The sequence below is a fragment of the Stenotrophomonas sp. YJH_SMC_10 genome, from assembly GCF_059371555.1.
Map to the genome: position 1 here is coordinate 40978 of NZ_JCAFUS010000003.1, position 23729 is coordinate 64706.

At 66.8% G+C, this 23729-nt stretch carries 21 protein-coding genes; 14 read left to right on the top strand and 7 right to left on the bottom strand.

Going from position 1 to position 23729, the window contains the following annotated elements; genetic code table 11:
• Window positions 1-9 precede the first annotated feature (9 nt).
• The 5 genes from AC5P9C_RS05835 to AC5P9C_RS05855 all read left to right on the top strand — a co-directional run bounded on the left by AC5P9C_RS05835 (window position 10) and on the right by AC5P9C_RS05855 (window position 6758).
• A complete protein-coding gene (locus AC5P9C_RS05835) occupies window positions 10-1941 on the top strand; it encodes a DUF3857 domain-containing protein (RefSeq protein WP_049467718.1) in 1932 nt (643 codons plus the stop codon).
• A gap of 150 nt (window positions 1942-2091) precedes the next feature.
• A complete protein-coding gene (lolA, locus tag AC5P9C_RS05840) occupies window positions 2092-2730 on the top strand; it encodes an outer membrane lipoprotein periplasmic chaperone LolA (protein WP_343543167.1) in 639 nt (212 codons plus the stop codon).
• Between the two features lie 779 nt (window positions 2731-3509).
• Window positions 3510-4052 carry a hypothetical protein gene (locus AC5P9C_RS05845; RefSeq protein WP_343543168.1) on the top strand — a complete coding sequence of 181 codons (543 nt, stop codon included), beginning with the start codon at window positions 3510-3512 and terminating at the stop codon, window positions 4050-4052.
• A gap of 960 nt (window positions 4053-5012) precedes the next feature.
• A complete protein-coding gene (locus tag AC5P9C_RS05850; RefSeq protein ID WP_210240759.1) occupies window positions 5013-6290 on the top strand; it encodes a replication-associated recombination protein A in 1278 nt (425 codons plus the stop codon).
• A gap of 96 nt (window positions 6291-6386) precedes the next feature.
• A complete protein-coding gene (locus AC5P9C_RS05855; protein WP_049467709.1) occupies window positions 6387-6758 on the top strand; it encodes a DUF805 domain-containing protein in 372 nt (123 codons plus the stop codon).
• A gap of 72 nt (window positions 6759-6830) precedes the next feature.
• On the opposite strand, the gene AC5P9C_RS05860 is transcribed toward AC5P9C_RS05855, so the two are convergent.
• Window positions 6831-7205, bottom strand: coding sequence for a hypothetical protein (locus tag AC5P9C_RS05860; protein ID WP_014647092.1), 375 nt, complete (start codon window positions 7203-7205; stop codon window positions 6831-6833).
• A 281-nt stretch (window positions 7206-7486) separates the two neighbouring features.
• Between AC5P9C_RS05860 and AC5P9C_RS05865 the strand changes: the two genes are divergently transcribed.
• From AC5P9C_RS05865 to AC5P9C_RS05905, 9 genes are all read left to right on the top strand, one after another.
• A complete protein-coding gene (locus AC5P9C_RS05865; RefSeq protein WP_312581085.1) occupies window positions 7487-8515 on the top strand; it encodes an alpha/beta hydrolase in 1029 nt (342 codons plus the stop codon).
• A 122-nt stretch (window positions 8516-8637) separates the two neighbouring features.
• Window positions 8638-10014, top strand: a complete 1377-nt coding sequence (locus tag AC5P9C_RS05870; RefSeq protein ID WP_495205107.1) for a YncE family protein — start codon at window positions 8638-8640, stop codon at window positions 10012-10014.
• Window positions 10015-10065: 51 nt separating this feature from the next.
• Window positions 10066-11112, top strand: a complete 1047-nt coding sequence (locus AC5P9C_RS05875; protein ID WP_164688377.1) for a heme/hemin ABC transporter substrate-binding protein — start codon at window positions 10066-10068, stop codon at window positions 11110-11112.
• Complete coding sequence (locus AC5P9C_RS05880; protein ID WP_343542343.1) at window positions 11109-12152, top strand: FecCD family ABC transporter permease; 1044 nt, start codon at window positions 11109-11111, stop codon at window positions 12150-12152. Before AC5P9C_RS05875 ends, AC5P9C_RS05880 begins: the two co-directional genes overlap by 4 nt.
• The gene (locus tag AC5P9C_RS05885) at window positions 12149-12910 is read left to right on the top strand and encodes a heme ABC transporter ATP-binding protein (RefSeq protein WP_343542347.1); all 762 of its coding nucleotides are present in this window, start codon (window positions 12149-12151) and stop codon (window positions 12908-12910) included. Before AC5P9C_RS05880 ends, AC5P9C_RS05885 begins: the two co-directional genes overlap by 4 nt.
• 63 nt (window positions 12911-12973) lie before the next feature.
• Window positions 12974-13723, top strand: a complete 750-nt coding sequence (locus tag AC5P9C_RS05890) for a hypothetical protein (protein ID WP_343542348.1) — start codon at window positions 12974-12976, stop codon at window positions 13721-13723.
• 459 nt (window positions 13724-14182) lie between these two features.
• Window positions 14183-16219: an elongation factor G gene (gene fusA, locus AC5P9C_RS05895; RefSeq protein ID WP_197639169.1), complete on the top strand. Its 2037-nt coding sequence runs from the start codon at window positions 14183-14185 to the stop codon at window positions 16217-16219.
• 297 nt (window positions 16220-16516) lie between these two features.
• Window positions 16517-16789 (top strand): hypothetical protein, encoded by a 273-nt coding sequence (locus AC5P9C_RS05900; protein WP_005409616.1) that lies wholly within the window; start codon window positions 16517-16519, stop codon window positions 16787-16789.
• Window positions 16790-16899: 110 nt separating this feature from the next.
• Entirely contained in the window at window positions 16900-17655 is a 756-nt protein-coding gene (locus AC5P9C_RS05905) for a SapC family protein (protein ID WP_049467690.1), read from the top strand.
• On the opposite strand, the gene AC5P9C_RS05910 is transcribed toward AC5P9C_RS05905, so the two are convergent.
• From AC5P9C_RS05910 to AC5P9C_RS05935, 6 genes are all read right to left on the bottom strand, one after another.
• Complete coding sequence (locus AC5P9C_RS05910; RefSeq protein ID WP_343543331.1) at window positions 17656-19983, bottom strand: ATP-binding protein; 2328 nt, start codon at window positions 19981-19983, stop codon at window positions 17656-17658.
• Window positions 19980-20606 carry a LuxR C-terminal-related transcriptional regulator gene (locus tag AC5P9C_RS05915; protein ID WP_182068531.1) on the bottom strand — a complete coding sequence of 209 codons (627 nt, stop codon included), beginning with the start codon at window positions 20604-20606 and terminating at the stop codon, window positions 19980-19982. Before AC5P9C_RS05915 ends, AC5P9C_RS05910 begins: the two co-directional genes overlap by 4 nt.
• Before the next feature lie 182 nt (window positions 20607-20788).
• Window positions 20789-21322 carry a lipocalin family protein gene (locus AC5P9C_RS05920; RefSeq protein ID WP_049467685.1) on the bottom strand — a complete coding sequence of 178 codons (534 nt, stop codon included), beginning with the start codon at window positions 21320-21322 and terminating at the stop codon, window positions 20789-20791.
• Between the two features lie 8 nt (window positions 21323-21330).
• A complete protein-coding gene (locus AC5P9C_RS05925; RefSeq protein ID WP_343542701.1) occupies window positions 21331-22404 on the bottom strand; it encodes an SAM-dependent methyltransferase in 1074 nt (357 codons plus the stop codon).
• Window positions 22401-23186, bottom strand: a complete 786-nt coding sequence (locus AC5P9C_RS05930; RefSeq protein ID WP_343542702.1) for a DUF1295 domain-containing protein — start codon at window positions 23184-23186, stop codon at window positions 22401-22403. The genes AC5P9C_RS05925 and AC5P9C_RS05930 overlap by 4 nt, the downstream gene beginning before the upstream one ends.
• Window positions 23183-23728: a DUF2878 domain-containing protein gene (locus AC5P9C_RS05935; protein ID WP_343542703.1), complete on the bottom strand. Its 546-nt coding sequence runs from the start codon at window positions 23726-23728 to the stop codon at window positions 23183-23185. The genes AC5P9C_RS05930 and AC5P9C_RS05935 overlap by 4 nt, the downstream gene beginning before the upstream one ends.
• Window position 23729: the final 1 nt, after the last annotated feature.

A 23729-nucleotide genomic window follows, 5' to 3' on the forward strand; every position in this document is an offset into this window, starting at 1 on the left:
AACCGACGCATGCTTCACCCCGTACCAAGCGCGCTGGCACTGGCGCTGGCAGCCTTGCTGGCTGCCAGTCCGGCACTGGCAGAAACCGCCACCTCCGCGCCCGCCACGGCGCCGCCTTCCACCAGCGGCGATACCGAAGCCAGCAATAATTTCAGCATTGTCCGTTACCGCGCCGACTACCAGGTCCGGCCGGATGCGGGCAATGTGCAGACCGAAACCTACGAAGTCCTGCTCAAGACCAAGGCCTCGGTCGAGCAGTTCAGCCAGGTGCGGCTGAGCTACAGCGAGAAGATGGAAACCCTGGAGGTGCTTGGCGCCTACACCATCACCGCCGACGGCCAGCGCCGCGACGTGCCGGCCGACCGCATCTACACCCAGGAAAGCTACTCCAGCGCCTCGGCGGCGATGTACGCCGACCGCAAGGTGCGGGTGATCGTGTTCCCGAACCTGGCGCCGGGCACGCGGCTGTACTACCAGGTGCGCCGGACCCAGCTGACGCCGTACTTCCCGGGCTATTTCGGCCTGTGGGAGACCTTCAATGTCTTTACCGAATACGAGGACGCCGAGGTCACCCTGAGTGCGCCGGCCAACCTGCCGATGTTCATCGACAGCCGCGGCGTGCAGGGCAGCGATCGCCCGACAGTGAAGAACGGCCAGGCGCAGTGGCGCTGGCGCTACCAGCGGCGTGAGGCGATGCCGGCGCAGAACTGGTCGGCCGCCGGTTGGGAGTTCGGCCCGAACATCATGGCCAGCACGTATCGTGACTGGGCGCAGATGGGCCGCGCCTATCAGCGCAAGGCCGGGCCGGCGGCGCAGGTCACGCCGGAACTGCAGGCGCTGGCCGACCAGATCACCGCCGGCATCAGCGACCGCCGCGGGCAGGCCGATGCGCTGTACCGCTGGGTGGCGCAGAACATCCGCTATGTGGCGGTGTACCTGGGCAATGGCGGCCTGGAGCCGAACAGCGCGCAGAGCATCCTCGACAACCACTATGGTGACTGCAAGGACCATGTGACGATCCTGGAAGCGCTGCTGGCGGCCAAGGGCATCGCCAGCTCGCCGGTGCTGATTGGCGCCGGGGGCGGTCCGACGCTGCCGAAGATTCCGGTGCTGGGCCGCTTCAACCACGCCATCACCTACATCCCCGAGTTCGATCTGTACCTGGATTCGACCACGGCATGGGCGCGCTTCGGACAGTTGCCAGAAGGCGATCTGGGGGCGCCGGTGGTGCGCACCCGCGACGCCACGCTGGCGCGCACCCCGGCCAACACGCCCGATCGCAACGCCACGTCGATGGAAGTGCGCTTCACCTTCGACGCCAATGGCGACCTGCGCGGCGAGACGATTCCGAAGCTGGGCGAGAACGCCGAGATCGGCATGCGCGCGCAGTTCTCACAGCTCAACGCGCAGAACCGTGCGCGCGCTGAGGAGCAGATCATGGCCGCGTCGGGTTTTGACGGGCGCGGGCAGTTGCAGATCCAGGGCGTGCCAGGCGACTTGACCCGGCCCTTCGGCTATCGCATGGCGTTCCAGGCCGAGGACTACGCCGATTTCAGCGTGGCCGGGGGCATGGCCGTGCCGGACCCGCCGGGTGGCGAGTCGGTGCGCGGCCTGTACGCCACTGCCTCGGCGCCGGCCAACGAAACGCCGTTCTACTGCAATGCCAGCCTGCGCGAGGAAACCTATCGCCTGCAGTTCCCGGCCAATGCACCGATCATCGCCATCCCGGCCAGCCAGCGTTTCGCCAACGCCGCCGGCGAGTACCGCGTGGACTGGAGTCGCGAGGGCCAGGACGTGATCGTGCACCACCGCTTGCAGCAGAACGCGGTGCGTGGCCCGGAGGCGCTGTGCCAGCCGCAGGACTATCCGGCGTTCCGCGCGCTGTATCGCGAAGTGCGGCGCGGCTTCCGTGGCCAGGTGCTGTACGGCCGGCTGAAGTAGATCCGCACCCTGCGTGGATGAAGCCGCCTTCGTGCGTGCATCGCCGTTCGACGATCAGGGCGGCATAATGTCGCCCTGATCGCCCATTCAGCTTGCACCGGGCACACTCACATCCAACTTTCCTGGCCTGCGTGCCCACAGGATTTCCGCATGAACGTCCGCTTCCGCCGTTTCCTTGCTTCCACCACCCTGGCCGTGGCCTGCGCCGCCGCCGGCAGTGCCTGGGCTGGCGCCCGCGATGACCTCAAGGCTTTCACCAGCGGCCTGAAGGGCCTGGATGGCCAGTTCAGCCAGCAGGTGTTCGACAGCCGCGGCAAGGTGAAGGAATCGACCAGCGGCCGCGTGGCCCTGTCGGCGCCGCGCTTGTTCCGCTGGGAATACGTGCGCCCGCACGAGCAGTTGATCGTGGCTGACGGCAAGAAGGTCTGGATGTACGAGCCGGACCTGGAGCAGGCCACCGTGCGCGAGCAGGGCAAGGAAGAGCAGAACAGCCCGCTGACCGGGCTGATCAATCCGGCGCTGCTGGAACAGCAGTACGACGTCAGCGAAGAGGCTGCGCAGCGCGATGGCCTGCAGTGGCTGTCGCTGTCGCCGAAGCGTGAGACCGAAGCCAGCTTCCAGTACGCGGCGCTGGGCTTCAACGCGCAGGGCCTGGCCAAGATGGAAATCACCGATGCGGTTGGCCAGCGTACCGTGATCAGCTTCAGTGGCTGGAAGCGCAACCCGGGCTTCGCCGCCGGTACCTTCAGCTTCACCCCGCCAAAGGGCACCGACGTCATCGGTAATTGATCAGGGCGCCGGGCATGGCCCGGCGCTACTGCTCTGATGGGTGCCAACCGTTGGTTGGTGCTTGGGATATGCCGGCCAGCGGCCGGCACTACCGAACCCGTTGACCTGATCCACCGGGCCTGTAGACGGGCAGTCATAAATTGATCCTGCTGGGAACCATAGGTTCAGCCAAGGGCGTTCTGTACAGATCCACCTATGGTGGCTTGGGTGGCTTCCGCCTACGCTGCCGGCACGGCGGCGGGATCCTCAGCCGCAATCCGTCCGGAGTCGCCTCTGGCATGAGTGCAGCGATGACAATGGCAGCCACCACCATCGCTGCTGCTATAGCTGCCACAAGCAAGTAAGTGCGCCCACTGCTGCAAGCGCGGTTGCAGATTTACATTTGGGCCAACGGTGTCACATCCTCATAGCCGCAGGAATTGGCGGATTCGTTGGAGCGCTTTTGGCCAAGCCGTTGGCAGTGCCATCGGTGGTAGCCAGCTTTGGCTGGTGCGACGCCGCTCCAGCGGCGGGGAAGTCATCAGGCCGCTACTGCGGGTTCTGTGGCTGGGTGTTCTGGCGGCCGGTCAGCTAGAGCTGCGAGGTGATGGTAAGGTGACCGTCGTAGACAGTAAGTCGAGGCACTATCTACCAGCAGCGGTCGAGGCCGCCAGGTATCCTGCGATATTGAGATATGTGGGTCTTGTCCTATCTCAAGCGAAGCTGCAGGGGTTCCGCTTCCATATTGATAATGATGGGTTTTTCGAACGCTCGGAGAAGTTGTCTCAGGAGATTTTAGAATGATTCCAGTTTCCGGTAGCGTCACGGCGCTCTGTGAGCGCATCTACAATGGCTATGGGCGATCTGACAAAGTCGGAATTCCGTATTTTTTGGAATTCCATCATGAACTACCCAGGCAAAATGCGATTGAATTCCTGGCGTTCAACTTCCGAGAGTACCCTTACGTCTATTCGTCCGAACTGATGCTGGGAACACCGTTTGTTTGGGCGGACTTCACTTCCCAAGAGTGGGTTGCATTGCTCCGGGCTGGTAGCCCGCGGCCAAACTCCCTTCGGCTCATTGAGGAAATTTCATCGTTCTGTGATCTGGAATTTTTGGTCAAGTACCTGAGACTGAATGCCCTTAATGTATACGCGGCCGATCCGCTGATATCTGATCTGGATAAGATGAATGCCATTGGGTACTTCAAGCGGTTTTCCTACCTCTTGGAACCCGAGGTTGACGATCTGCTCGATGGAGTATCTTTGATTGGCATTAAGGAAATTGAGCGAATTCGCTCCAGGTTGGTGGATGAGGGGGTATTCTCACCTCTGGTTGACTAGGACCTGTTATAGGCCTGCAGCGATCTCGATGCAGTAGCGGACTGCAGCAGCTGTCCTTGCGCGGCGATGTTGCTGCGTTCCAGCTCTCGCGAGACTTCCCCATTGACCGGCAGGTCGACTTCATCTCCCTGCGGACTTTATGAGGACGCAGCTTGGAGCAGTTGAAACCCCTGGAAACGCCCAGCGTGCCGACGCTGCGCCGATGTGCTCCGGACCGAACGCGGCTGAGATGGTCATCGATTCCAAATGTGGCCCTTGATCGCAGAGGAGCGTCGCGTTCAGAGACAAGGGTGGCAGCTCACAAAGGCCCAGCTCCACGCTTGAGCTGTCGAAGGCCTAGATGCCATGGCTGGGGCCAGGGTGGCGGCGTTCACGGTAGCAATCTGATTATGCTGCTCACGTGGCGCAATTTTCTAAAGCATGGGCGTATTGGATACGGCGTCAAACTGCTTGTCGTGTTCCGTGGTGAGTCGTGGCCCTAAGGTTGGCCCGCTGGCCTAATAATTAAACAGCGTCGGCTCGCTGGGTGTTTCGGCCTTCACCCTTTACGTCGAGCCGCCCGCTTGAAGCGCCGATCTCGTCTTCCGCGAGTCCGCAGCCACTTGGCATCGTCAGTTCCCGCGCGCTTCCACGTGTTTTAGCGCCGGGCACAACTCAGGCCACGCTGCCCGGCTAAGCCGAACTCGCCACAATGCAGCCAGAGTTTTGTCAGGCCTTTGACGACCTTGGTAAGAGCGCAAATCCACGGTTTCCCGCCTACATGGCCCGGCGCCGCCTCCTTTGGGAGGTGTCACCTTGGTTGATACGCATTTGGTTTGCCGGCCAGCGGCCGGCACTACCGGAATTGCTGGCACGCTCTCGCGGTACAATAAGCGGGTGCCAAGACATCGCTCCACTTCCTTCCCCGGTCCCGATCTGCTGAGCGTTGATCGGGAGCACCTGCGCCCGCTGGCCGAGCGCATGCGCCCGCGCACCCTCGACGAAATGGTCGGGCAGAAGCGCCTGCTGGCGCCGGACAGCGCGCTGCGCCGCGCGGTCGAGTCCGGTCGCGTGCATTCGATGATCCTGTGGGGGCCGCCGGGCTGCGGCAAGACCACGCTGGCGCTGCTGCTGGCCGAGTACGCCGATGCGGAATTCCGTGCCATCTCTGCCGTGCTGTCCGGGCTGCCGGAGGTGCGCCAGGTGCTGGCCGAAGCCGCGCAACGCTTCGCGGAGGGCCGGCGCACCGTGCTGTTCGTGGACGAGGTGCATCGTTTCAACAAGGCGCAGCAGGACGCATTCCTGCCGCACATCGAGCGCGGCACGATCCTGTTCGTCGGCGCCACCACCGAGAATCCGTCGTTCGAGCTGAACTCGGCGCTGCTGTCGCGTTGCCGCGTGCATGTGCTGGAAGGTGTTTCGCCGACCGATATCGTCGAAGCGCTGGAACGTGCGCTGGGGGATCGCGAGCGCGGCTTGGGCGAAGAGCGCATCGAGGTCGCACCCGAACTGCTGCTGGAGATCGCCACCGCCGCCGATGGCGACGTGCGCCGTGCGTTGACCCTGCTGGAGATCGCCGCCGAACTGGCGGGCGGGGAGGGGGGGCGCATCACGCCGCAGACCCTGACCCAGGTGCTGGCCGATCGCACCCGTCGCTTCGACAAGGGCGGCGAGCAGTTCTACGACCAGATCTCGGCACTGCACAAGTCGGTACGCAGTTCCAACCCGGACGCCGCACTGTACTGGCTGACCCGCATGCTCGATGGCGGCTGCGATCCGTCGTATCTGGCGCGTCGACTGACCCGCATGGCCATCGAGGACATCGGCCTGGCCGATCCGCGCGCGCAGAGCATGGCGCTGGAAGCCTGGGACATCTACGAGCGGCTCGGCAGCCCGGAAGGCGAACTCGCCTTCGCGCAGCTGGTGCTGTACCTGGCCAGCACTGCCAAGTCGAACGCCGGCTATGCGGCCTTCAACCAGGCCAAGGCTGACGTGCGTCAGAGCGGTACCGAAGAGGTGCCGCTGCACCTGCGCAATGCGCCGACCAAGCTGATGAAGGAGCTGGGCTATGGCGCCGAATATCAGTACGACCACGATGCCGAAGGTGGCATCGCGCTGGACCAGACCGGTTTCCCGGACGCGATGGGCGAACGGGTGTACTACAACCCGGTGCCGCGCGGCCTGGAAATCAAGCTGAAGGAAAAGCTGGACCGGCTGCGTGCCGAGCGCGAAGCGGCGCGGGCCGCGAAGGGCCGTTGAGCCGGCTTATGTGGGGTCGAGCCATGCTCGACGCTGCATTGTTCCCGCCGCCGGTCTTTGGCACACTGCGCGGCCACTTTTTCAAGGATCGATGCCGTGCAGGAAATGATTCTGCCGTTGAAGCGTTACGCCCAGTTCGAGGGTCGTGCCAACCGTCGCGAGTACTGGATGTTCCAGCTGTTCCTGTTGATCGTATCGGCCGTACTGATGGTGCCGCTCGTTGCCGGGCTGGTGATGCAGTCCGACGTCCTCGGCATTGCGTCGATCATCCTGTTCGTCGTGTTCTGGCTGGCCACCGTGCTGCCGGTCATCGCGGTGACCGTCCGTCGCCTGCATGACTGCAACCAGTCGGGCTGGATGTACCTGCTGGCCTTCATTCCGTTCGGTGGCCTGGTGATCTTCGTATTCGCACTGCTGCCGGGCACGCCGCAGGAGAATGCATACGGTCCGGTGCCTTCGGGACCGTGACACGGCGCGAGTCGAGCGCGCCTCGACGCTACAGGGCAGCAGAATGAAGCCGGCATTTCGCCGGCTTCGTCTTTACTTGATGGTGCAGTCGCCGAAGGACAGGTAGTCGGTGCCCGAGCTGAACTGCAGCGTGCAGCTGGCGGTGAACGTCGCGCCTTCTTCCAGCGCGCCCAGCTTGGCCGCCTGCTGTTCGTCGTCGCTGGTCAGCCGGGCCAGCACATTGCCCTGGTCGTCGCCGGCCTCGATCAGCGGCTCGCCCGCCAGGTTGCTGGAAACGCTCAGGGCTACGGCAGTGAAGGTCACCGTCTGGTTGAGCTGGTCCATGCCCAGTGACGAATTGCCGGCTTCTTCAAAGGCCTGGTAGAGCGTTGGCAGGTCCTGTGCGGCATGGGCAGCCAGCGGCGCAAGCAGGCCGAGGGAGAGGGCGATCAGGGTGGTGTGCTTCAAGGGAGTCTCACAATCATGGGATCCAATCCCATGGCGGTTGTGTGCAGATGAACGCGACCCGGATGGCGGCAAGTGCCCGCCATCCATGGCTGCGCTGGAAGCGGGGCGATCCAATGCCCCGATGGGCGGCAAAATAGGGGAATTGCTGCCCCTTGCGCAAGCCGGGCATCCGCGCGCGTGATACACAGCGTGACGTTTGATCGATGTGATAATCATTCGCGTTTAAGGTAGACTGCGGTCCCCTGTGAACCGGCGGCCCCGTGCCGCGTCTGCCGCCGCTGATGAAGCATTTCGTCCCGCCTTCGCGCCGTGGTCCGCTGGCCCGCGGCCTGGCCGCCCTGATGATGGCTCTGCTCCTGGTCACCTCGTACGCCCATGCCCAGCAGCGCAATCCGCTGCAGACGATCGGCCATACCGTGCTCGACGAGCCGGCGGCCAGCTATCGCTTCGAACATTTCGTGGTGGACAGCCCGGACCAGCAGCGCCGTTGGCGGGTGAATCTCGCGATCCCGGTCAAGCCTGGCAAGGCGCCCTCGCCGGTGCTGTACGCACTGGATGGCAATGCGGTGGCCATGGTGCTGGACCAGCCGTTGCTGGCCGAACTGGCCGCGCGCAAGGCGCCACCGGTGCTGGTGCTGATCGGCTACGACAACGACCTGCGCATCGATTCCAAGGCGCGCACCCGCGACTACACCGCGTGGATCGACCGTGCCGACGACGAGGGCGGCACAACCCAGGCGGTCGGCGGTGGTGCTGCGGCCTTCCTGGATGTGATCGAACGCCGCATCAAGCCGGAAGTCGAGCGTCGCGCACGCATCGATACGCAGCAGCAAGCGCTGTGGGGGCACTCGCTGGGCGGGTTGTTCGTGCTCCATGCGCTGTACACGCGTCCCGCCGCCTTCCAGTCCTATCTGGCGGCCAGCCCCTCGCTGTGGTGGAGCCAGGGTGCGGCGCTGGGTGATCCGGAACAGCAGTTCGTGCAGAACGTGCACGGCCAGCAGGCCAGCCTGTGGCTGATGCTGGGCGGCGCCGAGCGCGTCGGCGATCGCGGCAAGCGTGACATGACCAATCCGCGCGTGGTGGCGCACCTGCGCCGTATCGGTGGCGCCACGCCGGACGCGGCAATGCAGTTGGCCGAGCGCTTGGGCAAAGTGCCGGGCCTGAGCGTGCGCTACCGGGAATTTCCTGGCCTGGGCCATGGCCCGATGCTGCCCGCCTCGTTCCACGCGGCGCTGCACGAGCTGTACGGCGTAACCGACCGTAGTACCAGCGATGGCGCACCCAATGGCGGTGACAACGCCGCCGAGTGACCCGAACCGCACGCGCTGCCGTGCGACCCCACCACCCAGGCGAGGCTGCCGGCGTGCAGCGGCCCAGGCAACCGATGAATCCCGCGCCACGTGGCGCGGCCTACGTGTGCAAGGAGCCTGCCATGTCGTTCCGTCCGTCTTTCCGTCTTACCACTCTTGCTGCCGGCCTGCTGCTGGCGGTGACCGCCACCGCGCAGCCGGTGTTCGACCAGCCGGCCAACGCCACCTTCAAGGGTGAGGTCGTCTCACGCGGTGAGAACGTGGTTCCCGGCAGCACCGCCGACGTGGTCGGCCGTGGCTTCGTGCCGGGCCAGAAGGTCAGCCTGCTGCGTGGCGACAGCGTGCTCAACGCGCAGCCGCTGGTGGTCGATGCCGATGGCAACTTCAAGACCCAGCTGAGCATTCCGACCGACGCGGTGCCGGGCACCCACCCGGTGGTGGTGCGCGCCAGTCAGCCGGCTGCGGCCACGGTGCTGAAGCTGCGCGTGTCGCCGCAGCTGCCGCTGTCCGGCCAGGCGCAGTTCGCCACCCAGTCCAGCAAGCTGGTGCCCGGCCTGTACCAGTCCGCCTACAGCGCCGCCAGCAATGCGCTGTTCGTGACCTCGGCGGTGGGGCGCCCGCCGGTGACCCAGTCGCAGCTGCTGAAGCTGGACCCGACGTCGCTGAAGGTGACCCAGGCGATCACCCCGGCGCAGGTGCCGGGCAACACCCATGGTGCGGTCTACGCGGTTTACGGGGTGGGCGTGGATGACACCCACGGCAATGTCTGGGTCACCAATACCCGCCAGAACTCGATCGCGGTCTATCGCCAGAAGGACCTGTCGCTGGTCCATCAGTTCCCGGTCGATGCCGTGCCGCACGCGCGCGACGTGGTGGTCGATGGCACCCGCGGCAAGGTATTCGCCTCGGCCACGGGTGAAGACCACCTGTCGGTGTTCGATGCCAGGACCTTCAAGGAACTGCCGCCGGTGACGCTCGAATCCGGCGTCGATGACGGGAAGTTCACCCCGATGAGCCTGGTGCTGGATGAGAAGGGCGGCAAGCTGTTCACCGTCAGCATCGGCACGCCGGAAGCGGCGGTGATCGATGTGGCCAGCGGCAAGGTCGAGAAGGTCATCGACCTGGGCAATTCGATCAGTGCCTCGGGCGTGGCCTTCGACGCGACACGCAACCGCCTGTACGTGGCCTCGCAGGGCACCGACAACCTGCTGATCGTCGATGTGGCCGCAGGCAAGGTGCTGCACGACGTGCCGGTCGGCGCCGGCGCGCTGAACGTCGCCTTCGATGATGCCTCCGGCCTGGCCTACGTCAGCAACCGGGGCGCCGGCACGGTCACCGTGGTGAATGGTGACGGCAAGGTGGTTGCCAACCTCGATGGCGGCACGCTGCCGAACCATGTCCGCGCCGATGGCAAGGGCAACGTGTTCGCGGTGAACAAGTCGCGTGGCGCCGAAGATCCGAAGGGTGACCCCATCACCCGCATTACCCCGAAGCAGTAAGTCACAGGGCGGGGCGGCCTGCACGTCGCCCTGCCAGCAAGGAGAACGAGCATGAACATCGCGTCCCGTCTGCGCCTGTGTGCGCTTCCGTTGGCTGTTTCGCTGGCGCTGGCCGCCTGCAGCGGTTCGTCGACACCGCCTGATGGCCACAAGGCCGCCGAGCCGCCCGCCGCAACCGCCGCTGCGGACACCGCGTTGCCGGCAGGCTGGCAGCGCGTGGCCGGTGCCGAGATGCCGGCGGTGCATGACCAGAAGGCGGTGCTGCCGGCCAAAGTGCATTCCGATGACGGCGCCGATATCGAGGTGACCGATACCCGCCGGATCATTGCCGGTGGCGACGACGTCATCGCGGTGATCGAAGCACTGGGCCTGGGCACGCAGGTATTCGCCGCGCCGACCAACACCACCACCCAGGCCGGCCTGGCCGCGCCGCACCAGTTCCTGTTCAACCGCACCACCGGCGTGGAGGGCGTGCTGAGCCTGCAGGGCTCGCTGTTCCTCGGCAACAGCCTGCGCCGCCACACCGAGCTGGCGAAAAAGCTGCGCGAGGTGGGCGAGCCAGCGGTGGTCATCGATGACCTGCAGCCGGCGCCGGACAAGGTGCGCAAGGTCGCCGCCGCACTAGGGCTGGCCGAAGCGGGGCAAACACTGGCCACGCAGGTGCAGCGCCAGCTCGACGAGGCTGCAGCGATTGGCAAGGGCCTGGGCCATGCGCCACGACTGATCCACGTCTCGGCCACCGGCGCTGGCGGCTCGCCTACTGTTGCCGGTGCCGACAGCGCGTCGGCGCAGCTGATCGCCCTGGCCGGCGGCATCAACATCGGCACCGAGGCCGGGGTGAAGAACTACTCGCAGCTGAGCAACGAGGGCGTGGTCGCGGCGGCACCGGAAGTGATCCTGGTGACCGAGCATGACCTGCAGCTGTTCGGCGGTGCCGAAGGCCTGTGGAAGGCCTACCCGACGCTGAAGCAGACCCCGGCCGGGCAGGCCAATCGGGTCTGGGTGATGCCGGATGTGCAGCTGAAGTACACCAGCGTGGGTTCTGGTGCGGGCGCGCTGGCGCTGGCCAAGGCCCTGGCGGCGTTGCCCAAGGCATGAGTCCGGCGGATCGGCGCCGCCGTCGCGGGCGGGCGATGTTGATGGTGGCGTTGCTGGCACTGCTGGGGGCAGTGCTGGCGTCGTTCGCCGTGGGTCCGTTGCGGTTGCCGCCGCTGGAGGTGATGCAGGCGCTGGCGGTGAAGCTGGGCCTGCTTGACCCACAGGCGGTCAGCAGTCGCGACCTGGCCGTGGTCTGGCAACTGCGTATTCCGCGTGCCCTGTTGGGCGCAATGGTGGGTGCATCGCTGGCGATGGCCGGTGCCAGCCTGCAGGGGCTGTTCGGCAATCCGCTGGCGGACCCCGGCATCGTAGGTGTCAGCCAGGGTGCTGCGCTGGGGGCGGTGGCCGCCATCGTGCTCGGCGCTGCCGGTGCGGCGGGCTGGCTGGTGCCGGTGGCGGCGTTCGCCGGCGGTGCGCTGGCGATCGGCCTGACCTACGCACTGGCGCGACCCGGCAAAGGTTCGGGCAACGCGACGCTGTTGCTGGTCGGCATCGCGATGGCTGCATTCTGCTCGGCGCTGATCGGTTTCCTCACGTACATCGCCAGTGAGAGCGAGCTGCAGTCGCTGGTGTTCTGGCAGATGGGCTCGCTGGCGCGCGCCAACTGGGCCGATGTGGCAGCCGTGGTGCCGCTGTTCGCGTTGGGCGTGTTTGCGCTGCAGCGGTTGGCCACGCCGCTGGACATGCTGGCGCTGGGCGAACGCCAGGCACAGCACCTTGGGCTGGACGTCATCCGTACGCGCCGCCGCCTGGTGGCGTTCAGTGCGCTGCTGGTGGGCGCAGCGGTGGCGTTTGCCGGCTCGATCAGTTTCGTTGGCCTGGTGGTGCCGCACGTCGCGCGCCTGCTGGTCGGCCCCGGGCATCGCTGGTTGCTGCCGTTGTCCGGCCTGCTGGGTGCGCTGCTGATCGTGGTGGCCGACACCGCTGCACGCACGCTTGATCCGCCCGCGGAGATTCCGCTGGGCTTGTTCTCGGCCGCGTTGGGCGCACCGTTCTTCCTCTGGCTGGTGCTGCAGCAGCGCCGCAAGGCGGCGCCATGAGCGTGCTTCTGAAGCTGCACGAGGTGGTGGTGCGCCGCCAGCAGCGCGAGATCCTGCATGGCGTCTCGCTCGCGTTCGAGCCGGGTACGGTGACCGCGCTGGTTGGCCCGAACGGCGCAGGCAAGTCCACGTTGTTGGCGGTGGCTGCCGGTGACCTGCGCGCCGATGCGGGCGAGGTGAGCCTGCTGGGCAAGCCGTTGGCCAGTTACAAGGCGGGGCCGCTGGCACGCGAGCGCGCGGTAATGCCGCAGGAGCATGGCGTGCGCTTCGCCTTCAGCGTGGAGGAGGTGGTCGCGATGGGACGGTTGCCGCATTCGCCGGATCCGCGAGTGGACGATGCTCAGGTGGAAGCTGCAATCGATGCCGCCGAACTGCAGGCGCTGCGCCTGCGCGAGGTGCAGCAGCTGTCCGGTGGCGAGTCCGCCCGGACAACGTTTGCGCGCGTGCTGGCGCAGGACACGCCGCTGCTGTTGCTTGATGAGCCGACCGCCGCGCTGGATCTGCGCCACCAGGAGCGCACGCTGCGCAGTGTGCGTGCCTGTGCCGAAGCCGGTGCGTGCGTGATCGTGGTGCTGCACGACCTCAACCTGGCCGCCGGCTATGCCGACCGCATCGTGCTGCTGGAGCAGGGCAGGGTGGCGGCCGATGGCACGCCGCTGCAGGTGCTGACCGAAGACAACCTGCAGCGGGTTTACCAGCAGGATGTGGTGGTGCTGGAGCATCCGCGGCGCGGGGTACCGCTGGTGGTGGTGACATAGGCCGGATCTGCTGCCGTCGCCGCGTATCATGTCCGGCCGGTATTCCCTCAATGGACTGATGCAATGATCTGTAGCATTTCGCGCGGCACTGTGCTGGCCGTGTTGGCTGGCTTCGCAGGCGCTGCGACTGCGGCTTCCACCTCGCCGGTTTCGCTTACCGATGCAGCGGAGAATGCCTCGCTGATCGAGATCCGGCATTCCGCTGGCGCGGGCTCCCCTGTTGCGTCCATCCGGTCGCAGTACTTCGCCAACGAGGAAATGTCCGTGAGCTGGGACGACCAGCAGGTGCTGGTGCTTTGCAAGGAGGCGGCGTACCTGCAGATTCCCCCTGCCAAGCTCAAGGCCGCTGCGTTGAGCACCGAGCAGCGGCAGATGATCGTCTACCAGGCGCTGATGTCCGGCCTGGGCGCTGTCGCGGGCGTGGTCGGCCCTGCGGGCGAGGTGGTGGCGGTGGCGGATGACGGAAGCGAGACCCGCAGCGTTGGCGAAAATCCTTGGGCGTACGGTATCGAGCGCTACGACATCACCACCCAGCGCATGCCGGGCGGCGCGCTACGCGTGCATTCCCGCAAGACCGCGACCGTGAACACGACGCCCCCGGCGAGCCCGGACGACACGTTCAGCACCGAGGATGACCAGGCGGCACGCCTGTCCGAACTGGCCCCGGTCGGTAGCTGGACCGAGGTGGTGATCCATGGCGGCCCACGGCTGCCGCACATGGACCCGGCGACGTCGCTGAAGGGGTGGATGTCGATGGGAGATGACCAAGCGGCGACCGTGGCCGAGGCGCGCACGCTGCACGGCTGCAAGTAAAGGCTGAGAGGGGTCAGATCCCTTTGCCGTCGCAAAGGGATCCGCCCCTGACGCCCGCCGGCCTCATCGTTCCATTTGTGTGTGCGATATTCACTTGCGCGCCAGATTGGCAGGTCTACAATGCGCGCCATGAACCGGATGCCGCTCCTGAAGTTTTTCACCCTGACCCGCGCAAGCGCGGAACGGGCGTGTCTGCCTGGAGCCCCACGAGGCCGTTGAAGCGGCCATCGCTGGACCTTCGACAGAGCGCCCTCCGGGGCGCTCTTTTCGTTTTTGATTCTTGTACTCGACTAATTTCCCGCGAGTCGACTAACAGTCGACTCTACCCAGCCGACGCTACTCAGTACCGCAAAGGAGAACGTGCCATGCACCAGATCGCCGAGACCGAACGCTAGCCGCGCACCCTGTCGCCAACCGGGGTGCGCGGCCCCCGAAGTTGGCTTTGCAGGAACCTCTCTCATGAACACCCAAGTCCTTTCCCGCCGTCGCAACCTTGGCATCATTGCCCACATCGACGCAGGCAAGACCACGCTGACCGAACGCCTGCTGTGGAAAAGCGGCGAGATCCACCGCGTCGGCGAAGTACACGACGGCAACGCGACCACCGACTTCTCGGCGATCGAGCGCGAACGTGGCATCACCATTGGCGCGGCCGCCGTGCAGGCGCAGTGGGCGCCGCGCGACCTGCCGCCGCATCGGCTGACCCTGATCGACACCCCCGGCCACATCGACTTCGCCATCGAGGTCGAGCGTTCGCTGCGGGTGCTCGACGGTGCCGTGGCCGTGTTCTCGGCCGTGGACGGCGTGCAGCCGCAGTCCGAAACCGTGTGGCGCCAGGCGCGTCGCCATCGCGTGCCGCTGATCGCTTTCGTCAACAAGATGGACCGCGTCGGCGCTTCGTTCGAGCGCGTGCTGGAGCAGCTGCAGGACAAGCTGCAGGCACGACCCTGGGCGCTCGGCGTTCCGCTGGGCAGCGAAAGCGGCTTCAACGGTTGGGTCGACCTGGTCGACGAGCGTGTGCTGCAGTGGCAGGACGGTGCGGCTGCGTCCATCACCACGTGGGACGACGCGGCGCGTGCGCAGTGGCAGCCGCAGCGCGATGCGCTGGTCGAAGCCGTGGCCGATCACGATGAACAGCTGGCCGATGCCTGGCTGGAAGGTCGCGTGATCGATGCCGGGGTGCTGCGCGCGGCGATCCGCCGGGCGACGCTCGCCGGTGCGGGCGTGCCCGTGCTGGCCGGTGCCGCGTTCAAGGACAAGGGTATCGAGACGCTGCTGGACGCTGTGGTCGATTACCTGCCGTCGCCGCTGGATCGCCCTGCCGTCAGCGCCGAAAGCGATGACGGCGAGGTGGTACTGCCGCCGGACCCGGACGGTCCGCTGGCCGGCCTGCTGTTCAAGATCACCCACCAGCAGCACGGCGCGCTGAGCTTCGTGCGGCTGTACTCGGGCAGCTTGAAGGTGGGCGACGCGGTGGCCAGTTCGCAGCATCCGCAGGGTCGGCGGGTCAGCCGGCTGGTGCGGGTGCAGGCCGACCAGACCCACGACATCGACCAGGCCGTGGCCGGGGACATCGTCGCGGTGCTGGGCTGGAAGGATGCGGTCAGCGGTGAAACGCTGAGCAGTCGTGCACGCCCGCTGCGCCTGGAGAACATCCAGGCCCAGGCGCCGGTGCTGGCCTGGCGCCTGGAGCCGGCGCGTGCGGCAGACCTGATCCGGATGGCGCAGGGCCTGGCCAGCCTGGCCCAGGAAGACCCCTCGTTCCGTGTGGAAACGGACCGGGAAACGGGCGAAACCCTGGTCTGGGGCATGGGCGAGCTGCACCTGGAAGTGATGGTCGAGCGCCTGCGCAGCGAGTGGAAGGTCGATGTGGGCGTAGGTGCGCCACGCGTGGCCTACCAGGAGACGCCGATGCGCCCGATGACCGGTGTCGTCGGGCGGCTGGTCAAGCAGACCGGTGGCCAGGGCCAGTTCGCGCACGTGGTGCTGGACGTATCGCCGCGCGAGGACGACCAGGTGGTGTTCAATGACCGCATCGTCGGTGGCGTGGTGCCGCGCAGCTTCATCGCAGCGGTGGAGAAGGGCGTGCGGGCTGCGCTGTCGGAAGGCCCGCACGGGCATCCGGTGGTGGGTATCGAGGTCACGCTTGTGGATGGCCAGACCCATGCAAAGGACTCGTCGGAGATGGCGTTCCATCGTGCGGGCGCCGAGGCGATCAAGGCGGCGCTGGCCGAGGGGGGCACGCAGCTGCTGGAGCCGGTGATGGCGGTGACGGTGCATTCGCCGTCGGCGTCGGTGGGTGACGTGGTCGGCGACCTCAACCGTCGCCATGGCCGCATCGCCCGCATCGAGGACCAGGACGGTCGCGCCGAGGTCAGCGGCTTCGCACCGCTGGCGCAGCTGGTCGGATATACGACTTCGCTGCGCTCGCTCAGCCAGGGACGCGCGAGCAGCGAGGCGCACCTGCATGGCTACGAGCCGGTACGCGCGGCATGAGCAAAGTGAGGGGAGCCCGTTCGCGGGCTCCCTTTTTTCTGTGCGTCCGGATTTCCGTATCCACGCATGGCGTTGATCTACCATGTGCTGGCGGGTTTCCGCATCCACGCATGGCGTGGAGCTGCCGGGTGACCGGGTCGCGAGCTCTGCAGTAGATCCATGCCATACGTGGAGGCAGTGCTGGCGGCGCGATTTTTGCACTGCATCGCAACAAAAGTGCAGAAAACGCTGGATTAAAGTGATGCCTCACGATAAATTGCGCACCCCCCGTTGCTCGCCGCCGCCCGCACCCTGCCCATGCGTGATGACAAAGACCCCGGAACCCTGGAGCTGACCCTGCCGCGCAAGCGCGGTCGTCCGCCCAAGTTCGGGTACGCGATGAGCGACGCGCAACGGGCCGCGCGCTACCGTGCGCGCAGGGCAGGGCAGGCCAACCACGCCGACGTCCGCTCCTGCAGCGACATGGTGCTGCTGGACAAGATCCGCGCCGCAGTGAGCGCGCGCGACACCGAGCTGGCCGGATTCCTGGTCCACGTACTCTGGCAGCGCTATCCGTTGCAGCTGAAATAGTTTGCCGGCGGGGTGGCCGTTGTCATCGTGCTTGTTGATAATGCGGGATTCAGGTTGTTCCCGCTGGCGTGCCCGGGATGGCAGGCGCGCATGATCGAACGGTTCCCAAGATGACCACCACCAGCGACACCACCACCGAAGCGGCGCCGAGCGGCGCTCCCCTGTTCTATACCCGTCCGGTGCCGCTGCAGGCCGATGTGCACGCCGATCTGCGCATCCTGCCGGGCAAGCTCGAGTTCGCCGCCGGCAACAACGCCATTCCGCTGGTGCTGGGCGAGTTCTCGCTGGCGCTGCACCACTTCCCGATCCTGTTCGCCGGCCCGGGCGCGGTCCCGATGGCTGCGGTGGGCGTGTCCGACCAGAACCTGTTCATCAAGGACGGGCTGTGGGAAGACGAGGCCTATATCCCGGCCTATCTGCGCCGCCACCCCTTCATCTTCATCGACACCGGCGCGGACAATGACTTCCTGCTGGGCATCGACGAGGAAAGCCCGCGCGTGGTCAAAGGCGGCGAAGAAGGCCAGCCGCTGTTCGTTGACGGCAAGGCCACCGAGATGGTGCAGCAGGCGCTGGAGTTCTGCGGCCAGTACACCCGCGAACACGAACAGACCCTGGCCTTCTCCAAGGCCCTGACCGACAACGGCCTGCTGGTCGAGCGCAACGCCACCGTGCGGACCCCGGATGGCCGCGAGTTCAACCTCAATGGTTTCCTGGTCGTGGACGTCGAGAAGTTCGTTGCGCTGCCGGAAGCGACCGTGGTCGAGTGGCACCGCAGCGGCTGGCTGGCGCTGATCCACCAGCACCTGATGTCGCTGGGTCGCTTCAATGACCTGACCCGTCGCCAGGTCGAGCGCCTGGCGGCCTGATCACGGCGCCTGCTGGGTTCCCGCGCCGCGGGAACCCTGTCCGGCCTGCAATAGGTCCAGCAGACGACGTGCGCCGGCCCAGTCCGGCGCTGCGTCATGTGCCAGATCGACCAGCTGCGCAGCGAGGGGCGCCTGCGCGTGTCGCCCCAGCATCTGCAGCGTGCCCTGCAGGCGATGTGCGTGGTGGCCCAAGCAGGGTGCGTCGGCGCGGCCGATGGCCTGCGCGATCTTCTTCAGCTCTTCGCGGATATCCGCGTCATAGGCCGCATCCATTGCAGCCACCGGTGGCACTGCATCCAGCCCCTCCGGCGCCGCAATACCGAGCGCAGCCAGCAGTTGGGCAGCGCGCAGTGGCTTGGTCAGCACTGCGTCGAAGCCCGAGCGGCGGCAGCGTGCGCGGTGACGGCGGCCGGTGCGCGCCGACAGCGCGATCAGGCGCAGCGGCTGCCCACCCTGGCGGCGCAGTTCGCGCGCCAGCGCATGGCCATCGACGCCACGCAGGCCGATATCGATCAGTGCGGCAGCGCGGGGCTGGCGCATCTGTTCGGCCAGGGCACTGGCCGCATCCTCCAGTGCACATACCTCTGCGCCCCAGCGCTGCAGTTGCGTGGCAAGCACGTGGCGATTGAGCGCATGGTCCTCGACCAGCAGCAGCCGCACGCCGGCCAGCGGCGTTCCGCCGACGGGCATGTCCTCGACGTCCTCACCGCTGTCCGCCGGACCGGTCGGCAGGCGCAGGATGAAGCGGCTGCCGCGCCCCAGCACGCTGTGCACGGTCAGGTCGCCTCCCATCGCACGGGCCAGCTCGCGCGCGATGGAGAGCCCCAGGCCCGTTCCGCCGCGCTGGTGGCCGCCGCTGCCCTGCTGGAATGGCTGGAACAGCGTGGCGACCTGGGCTGGCTCGATGCCGATGCCGCTGTCGATCACCTCCAGCAGCAGTTCCCGCGGCCGCGCGGCGGGCGTGAGCTGCAGGCGCAGCTCGATGCCGCCGACGTCACTGAATTTGACCGCGTTGGCCAGCAGGTTGCTGGCGATCTGGCGCACGGCATCGGCATCCAGCAGGATGAGGGTCGTCGCGGTGGACGGCGCATCCAGATGCAGCGTCAGGCCCTTGCGCTGCGCCTGCGGCCGGATCGCCTCCAGCGCCTGCCGGCAGACCTGGGCGATATCACAGGGATGCGCATGTGGCTTGAACGCTCCGCTGGCCAGGCGCGAAAAATCGAGTGCGCGGTTCAGCAGGCCGCGCAGTGATTGGCTGGCATGGCTGGCAGCCGCAAGCAGATCGCGCTCGCCTTTGCGCAGGGGCGATTGTCCCAGCAGCTCGATCGAGGTCAGCACCGCCTGCGCCGAATTGCGCATCTCGTGGCTGATGACCCCGATGGCCTGCGCGCTGCGCCGGTCGCCGCTTGCCTGCCGTTGCCGGAACATGCGCCACAGCAACGGCAGGGCGATCAGCACGGGCGCCAGCAACAGCCAGCCGCGCGGGGGCGCTGACCACATCCAGTCCAGGGCGCTCCCGGCCGCCGCCGGCAGCGTCTGTCCGGCCCAGAGATGGAGCAGTCCGGCATGCTCCTCCAGCGTGATCTGCCGCAATGCCTGGTCGATGCGCTGGAGAAGCTGCTGGTCTTCCTGGCGGACGAGCAGGTACAGGTCGGTGGAAAATCCGCTGTCGAATGGCTGCAGGCGCAGGCGTCCGTTGAAGTGGCGACGGACCAGCGGGCGCAGTGTCGACTCGATGCCGATCGCCATGTCCGCCAGCCCGGATTCGACGGCCGCCAGCGCTGCGTGCCGGTCAGGCATCTGCTTCAGCCGGATCTGCGGATGATGCGCGCTCAGCCAACCGGCGTAAGGCCCGCCTTCAACGACCGCGATGACCTGCCCGTCGAGCTCGCCCATCTGCCGCGGCAGCCACTCGCCAGCGCGCCCGGCCACCAACGTGGCGCCGCCGCGGAAACGGCCGGAGGCGGCGAGGCCGGGGCAGGCCAGCGACAGGTGTCGCGCGCCGTCAAACACCATGACCAGGTCGGCGTCGTGGTGGCACACGGCGAGGATCGAGGCGGCGGTCGTCGGATAGGGATGCTCCAGGAAGCGGAGCTGGGCGTGCCGGGCGACGAGGTTGGCGTAGCCATGGGCGAGCGTGGGCGGCGCTGTCGCATCGATCAGCGTCGACGGCACCGGACGCAGCGAGGGAGCGGTGGCCACCCGCACGCTGCTGCCCGGCAGCCAGCGCGGCGAGCGGATGTCTTCGGCCGACGCTGCGGGCAGAAGCAGCAGCGCCAGCAGGCCGATGGACAGCAGGCGCCGGCGCAACGGTGCCTGGCGGGTCACGGCGATTCCATCCGTTCGCGCAGCGCATAGATTTCCACATCGCTGCGCAATCCCAGCTTGCGCAGTACGGCGACCTTCTGGGTACTGACGGTCTTGATGCTGCGGTGCCGGCGCAGCGCGATCTCGGACACGGTCAGGCCCTGCAACAGCAGGCCCAGTACCTCGCGCTCGTTGCGGCTGAGCTCGCCGCGATCGCCGGCCAGCCGGACGTCCGGCGGCACCCGCAGCAACCCCTGCGACACGCGTACAATGGCATCCGACAGGGCGGCGAGCGGTTCGGCCTTGCTGACGAATCCGTGGAGCCCGGCATCGATCAGGCTGTTGAGGTTGGTGGTGGGCGAGAGCGTAGCGAACCCCAGCAGCGACGTGCGCGGGAAGTCCCGGCACAGCAGCGATACCAGCTCGATGCTGCACAGATCGCCGCGGGCCAGCGTGAGGTCGATGACCGCCACGTCCACCGGCGTGCAGCGCAGGCTGTGGATCAGGTCGCTGCTGCAGCCATGGCTGGCGACGATGTCGAATCGCAGGTCACCGGAGAGGTGCAGGGCGGTACCGCGGCGGACGACTTCATGGTCGTCCAGAAGCGCCAGCCTGAGCCGACGCGGTGCAGGAAATCCATTCATGCGCGGGAGGTGGTCGGCGCCCGTAGGCGTGGCCGCCATTCTGGCGCCGCTGTCGCGTCGAACATCGAATTCGTTGCGTTTTTACGACTATTCCTAAAGATCGATGGCTCTGATCCATCGATCCTTGTTCATTCATGAGCGCTACCTATCGTCAGGGCGGCGCAACACGCGTGAAACGCGGCCTAGCGCACCGACTGCGGCACGCGCCGCAGCTTCCCGGTGTCGTAACCCATGGCCGCAATACGCTGCACTGCCTGCTGGTAGTCGCGCTCTGACACCTGTGGTGTCCGTGCCATGAACCAGACATAGTCACGCTTGCTGCGCGCGACGATGGTCTGGCCATAGTCATCGTCCAGCCAGGCGATCACATACTCGGCCTGGATCGGCCAGATGAACTGCATGCCCCAGATCGCGCCGTTGCCCTCCTTCTCGACCCGTCCGATGGGGTGCATCGACTTCTGCGGGGCATCGAAACTGCCCTTGCGATAGGTGAACGTGGTCTGGATGCGTCCATCCGGTTTCAGCGCATAGCTTTCCACGGCGTCGAAGGCCTCGCGCTCGGGCCATGATGGAATGTGGGCAATGACGTACCAGTCGCCCATGAAGCGCGGCACCTCCACCGAGGGCGGGCGGGGCAGGGGTCGGGTCTCGCTGGAACTGCAGCCGGAACCGAACAGGCTCAATGCCAACAGGGGAAGCAGCGAACGGATGTGCATGTCACACCTCAGCGGGGACGGAACAGGTAATGGGCAACCAGCCATTGCTGGCCGTCGTCGTAGCCGAACAGCTCGGCACAGGCCATCCAGAACATGCGCCAGCGCTGCCACCAGATCTTCGCTGCGGCCTGGCCGTAGGTCGCGACCAGCACCGGCATCACCGCCTCGCGGGATGCATCCTGGTTGGCCAGCCAATGGTCGGCCGTGCGCTGGTAGTGGGTGCCGTCCAGCAACCAGCGCTGGTCAAGCCGCAGGTCGCGCTGGAAATGCAGCAGCGTGTCGGCCGCCGGCATCAGGCCGCCGGTGAAGAAATGGCGGCCCATCCAGTTGTCGCCGCCCTCGGTCTCGAACGGGTACATCAGCGTGCGGTGGGCGAAGATGTGCACGAACAGGGCGCCGTCGGGCTTCAGCCACTGGCCGATGCGCGCCAGCAGGCGCTCGTAGTTGCGCACATGTTCGAACATTTCCACCGAGACGCAGCGGTCGAAGCGTGCGGCGGGCAGTTCAAGCTGGTTGACGTCGCGGGTGATCACCTCGACGTTGTGCAGTCCCCTGGCCTGGCACTGCGCCATGATGTGCTGGCGCTGGCTGTGCGAGTTGGACACGGCGGTGATTGCTGCGTTGGGATAGCGCTCGGCCATCCACAGGGTCAGCGAACCCCAGCCACAGCCCAGTTCGAGGATCTGCTGGCCATCGGCCAGCTCGGCGCGCTGGCCGTACAGCGCAAGCATGGCCTCCTCGGCCTGGTCCAGCGTCTCGCGCCCGGTGGGGTAGTAGCAGCTGCTGTACTTCAGGCGCCTGCCCAGGCAGGCCTGGAAGAACGCCGCCGGAACTTCGTAGTGCTGGCGGTTGGCTGCCTCGGTATGCAGCGCCAGCGGGCTGTCGGCCAGCTCGGCGATGCGATGGCTGAAGCGCGCGGACTGGGCCTCGATGCCGCCCGCCAATTCCTCTTGCAGGCGCTGCGCGCACAGGCGACGGATGCCGGCACGCAGCGCCGCATCGGGAACCAGTCCGCGTTCGGCCCAGGCGATCAGCCCGGTTTCCGCGTCGTCGGCCGGGTTCAGTGACGGGATCGCGTTCATGCGGAATGCTCCTTGGAAGAATGGGGAAACCAGGGAAAGAACATCGGGGTGCTGCGCTGGTAGGCGCGATAGTCGTCGCCACGGCTGCGAAGGGCCTGCTTTTCAGTGAACGGAACACCGCTGAGGTAGCGCAGGAACACGTACATCAGCAGCGGGCCGGTCCACGCCAGCCACCACAGCGGTGAGCCGACGGCGAGCAGGACGTAGCTGAACCAGTGCAGCCACTCAAAGAAGTAGTTGGGGTGCCGCGAATAGCGCCACAGTCCTTCACGGCAGGTGCGGCCCTTGTTTGCCGAGTCCGCGCGGAAGCGGGCAAGCTGGCGGTCGGCCAGGGCCTCGCCGCCGACGCTCAGCAGCCACACCAGGCCTGTGCCCACGATCCACCCGGTCACGCCGGCCTGCGGGTTGGATGCCACGGCGACGAAGGGCAGGGCGAACAGCAGCACCAGCAGCGCCTGCGCCATGAAGAAGCCGAAGATCTTGCCCTGATGGCCCTGCCAGTGTTCGCGCAGGTAGCGGTAGCGGCCGTCTTCCGGTTCGCTGCGCACCCGGTGCCACAGGTGCAGGGCCAGCCGGCTGCCCCACAGGCCACCGAGCACGCCCAGCGCAACCCGCGGCACCAGCGCGCCTTCGCCGAGCAGCGCCAGCAGCACGGCCGACACCGCCACGCCCTTGGCCCAGAGCACGTCGACCACGCCGATGTTCTGCCGGCGGCGCTGCCAGGCCCAGCCCCAGCTCATCATCAGCACGGAGTACAGCAGGACCCACAACAGATGACTCATGACGGTGCTCCGGCCAGCGGGGGTGAGGGGGTGCGTGAACCGCGACGGGCGCACTGGCACAGCAGCGACAGCGCAATGCTCCAGCCTGCGCCCAGCACCAGCAGGCCCTGCCATGCCGGCGCCGTGAACTGCACCGCATCGAACCCGCGCGCCGCGGACAGATAGGCCAGCGGCGCCAGCAGCAGGCCGAACACGGCCGGCAGGACCGGGTGGCGCTGCAGGAAGCGCATCGAGGTGGTCAGCGTCATGGCAAAGGCAGCCCACAGCGCCAGGATCCATGGTGGCGGCGCCCAGCCGAGCGGCGCGGCGGCATAGCGCACGGTGCCGCTGGCGGCGGCGCTGGCATCCACCAGCCAGGCGCAGGCCAGCGCGAGCACCATCAGCCGCAGGTCCAGCCGCGGATGCGGCGAGGTCAGCAGCTGGCTGCCGATGTAGAGCGACGCCGCCAGCAGCGCCGGCCACTGCCAGCCGCGTCCTGCTCCCGCCACGGCACACAGCCAGACCAGCTGGTTGCCAATCAGATTGGCCCAGAACCGGCGCATG

What these genes read in the sequence shown, in the direction of transcription:
- AC5P9C_RS05845 (WP_343543168.1), top strand. Translation starts at nt 3,510, where the DNA reads ATGATTCCAGTTTCCGGTAGCGTCACGGCGCTCTGTGAGCGCATCTAC.
- AC5P9C_RS05920 (WP_049467685.1), bottom strand. Translation starts at nt 21,322, where the DNA reads ATGCACATCCGTTCGCTGCTTCCCCTGTTGGCATTGAGCCTGTTCGGT.
- AC5P9C_RS05870 (WP_495205107.1), top strand. Translation starts at nt 8,638, where the DNA reads ATGTCGTTCCGTCCGTCTTTCCGTCTTACCACTCTTGCTGCCGGCCTG.
- AC5P9C_RS05935 (WP_343542703.1), bottom strand. Translation starts at nt 23,728, where the DNA reads ATGCGCCGGTTCTGGGCCAATCTGATTGGCAACCAGCTGGTCTGGCTG.
- AC5P9C_RS05865 (WP_312581085.1), top strand. Translation starts at nt 7,487, where the DNA reads ATGAAGCATTTCGTCCCGCCTTCGCGCCGTGGTCCGCTGGCCCGCGGC.
- AC5P9C_RS05875 (WP_164688377.1), top strand. Translation starts at nt 10,066, where the DNA reads ATGAACATCGCGTCCCGTCTGCGCCTGTGTGCGCTTCCGTTGGCTGTT.
- AC5P9C_RS05890 (WP_343542348.1), top strand. Translation starts at nt 12,974, where the DNA reads ATGATCTGTAGCATTTCGCGCGGCACTGTGCTGGCCGTGTTGGCTGGC.
- AC5P9C_RS05900 (WP_005409616.1), top strand. Translation starts at nt 16,517, where the DNA reads ATGCGTGATGACAAAGACCCCGGAACCCTGGAGCTGACCCTGCCGCGC.
- AC5P9C_RS05885 (WP_343542347.1), top strand. Translation starts at nt 12,149, where the DNA reads ATGAGCGTGCTTCTGAAGCTGCACGAGGTGGTGGTGCGCCGCCAGCAG.
- lolA (WP_343543167.1), top strand. Translation starts at nt 2,092, where the DNA reads ATGAACGTCCGCTTCCGCCGTTTCCTTGCTTCCACCACCCTGGCCGTG.
- AC5P9C_RS05915 (WP_182068531.1), bottom strand. Translation starts at nt 20,606, where the DNA reads ATGAATGGATTTCCTGCACCGCGTCGGCTCAGGCTGGCGCTTCTGGAC.
- AC5P9C_RS05930 (WP_343542702.1), bottom strand. Translation starts at nt 23,186, where the DNA reads ATGAGTCATCTGTTGTGGGTCCTGCTGTACTCCGTGCTGATGATGAGC.
- AC5P9C_RS05905 (WP_049467690.1), top strand. Translation starts at nt 16,900, where the DNA reads ATGACCACCACCAGCGACACCACCACCGAAGCGGCGCCGAGCGGCGCT.
- AC5P9C_RS05850 (WP_210240759.1), top strand. Translation starts at nt 5,013, where the DNA reads ATGCGCCCGCGCACCCTCGACGAAATGGTCGGGCAGAAGCGCCTGCTG.
- fusA (WP_197639169.1), top strand. Translation starts at nt 14,183, where the DNA reads ATGAACACCCAAGTCCTTTCCCGCCGTCGCAACCTTGGCATCATTGCC.
- AC5P9C_RS05835 (WP_049467718.1), top strand. Translation starts at nt 10, where the DNA reads ATGCTTCACCCCGTACCAAGCGCGCTGGCACTGGCGCTGGCAGCCTTG.
- AC5P9C_RS05925 (WP_343542701.1), bottom strand. Translation starts at nt 22,404, where the DNA reads ATGAACGCGATCCCGTCACTGAACCCGGCCGACGACGCGGAAACCGGG.
- AC5P9C_RS05880 (WP_343542343.1), top strand. Translation starts at nt 11,109, where the DNA reads ATGAGTCCGGCGGATCGGCGCCGCCGTCGCGGGCGGGCGATGTTGATG.